Annotated in this window: 2 protein-coding genes; both read right to left on the bottom strand. The window is 67.8% G+C overall.

Annotated elements, in window-relative coordinates:
- Positions 1-559: 559 nt before the first annotated feature.
- Complete coding sequence (locus PROKR_RS38130; protein ID WP_425414849.1) at positions 560-856, bottom strand: DUF7169 domain-containing protein; 297 nt, start codon at positions 854-856, stop codon at positions 560-562.
- Between the two features lie 14 nt (positions 857-870).
- A partial coding sequence (locus PROKR_RS02620) for a DNA polymerase (RefSeq protein WP_211239999.1) occupies positions 871-1,240 on the bottom strand: 370 nt, incomplete at its 5' end.

Here is a 1,240-nt window from a genome sequence, read left to right as displayed (position 1 = left end):
CTTCGTGGGGTGACGGTGTCCCGGAGATCGAGCGACCTCGGGGCGATGAGTGCGAGTCACGCAAGGTGACTCATGTGTAACACGGCGCGAGAGGCGAATGCAAGGCGCTTTCGCAGGTCTTTAGATTTCTTCACCCGGGCAGATGCACGACAAAGCCCCCTACCGCTGGCAGATGCAGTGCGGTAGGGGGCTGTCGTCTAGTGCGGTACTACGCCGGGAGCCGCTCCGGCTCCACGGAGAGGGCCTCGGCGAGGTTGACGACGGACACGCCCATCGCCGTGGCGAGCGTGAGCTCGACGTCCGTTGCCGAGCCGATCTCCCAGCCCCGGGAGCTCGACGACGACGTCGGCTTCGAGCACGCGCTCGACGGTCCAGCGGAGACGACCCCGCGAGGTCATCCGGGCCCGAGACCGGCGTCCAGACGCTGTAGCCGGCGCGACGGAGCAGGCTCGCCGGCGTGTCGAAGTCGGAGTCGCGGGGTCCCGCGAGCCACGCCTTCATCGAGAGCCCTCGCCGTCGTAGCGGGTGAGTGCTCGGTCTAGCTCCCGGCGGCGCTCGGTCAGCGCCTTCGCTGCGTGTTCGAGCACGCGATCCGCTCGGGATGTTGCCCCCGCAAGGCCAGACGCCTGGCGTCTAGCACTGTGTCTGCCGTGGGGTCGGAGGGACGGCCGCCGGACGATCGCTCGGTAGTGTCGTCGCGGGGTCTCGGGACGGGAGACGCTTCCCACTGGCGGGCGTAAGCGTCCGGGAGTAGTGCGAGTAGTGCATCGGTCTCTTCTCGAATGACACGCGCGAGATGTGCAACGACGGAGTTGCCCGGGGCCTCGCTGGGGTTGCTGGGGGATGTTTCAGCCATTTAACGGACACTCCTCAGGATCGTGACGCGGAACAGTGGGTGAAGTGGGTCTCACTGGCGGGTGATTCACGCGGGGCGCCATAGCCATGTCCCCAACTGGGCCCATAAACCTCCGGCTCGGCGACGATCGGCACGCCGTAGAAGTCGGGGGTCTCCATGAGGCGGCCAATCTCGTGTATCGCCTCCTCGGCGTCGGCCGCGGGGGCCTCGGCGATCAGCTCGTCGTGGACCGGGAGCCGGAGCAGGTCGCCCATACCGGCGTCGAAGATGTCGACGATCGCCTGGGCGAGGAGGTCGCGGGCCGTGGACTGCACGACGTAGTTCGTCGCCGCGTAGATGCGGTCCCGGTCAAGGGGCAGGTGCCGGCCCGAGAGGGTGACGACT

Origin of the sequence: Promicromonospora kroppenstedtii DSM 19349, from assembly GCF_000515355.1 — a bacterium.
GTDB classification, from domain to species: domain Bacteria; phylum Actinomycetota; class Actinomycetes; order Actinomycetales; family Cellulomonadaceae; genus Promicromonospora; species Promicromonospora kroppenstedtii.
The sequence above is the reverse complement of the archived record's forward strand: the minus strand, read 5'-3'. Positions and strand labels throughout refer to the sequence as shown.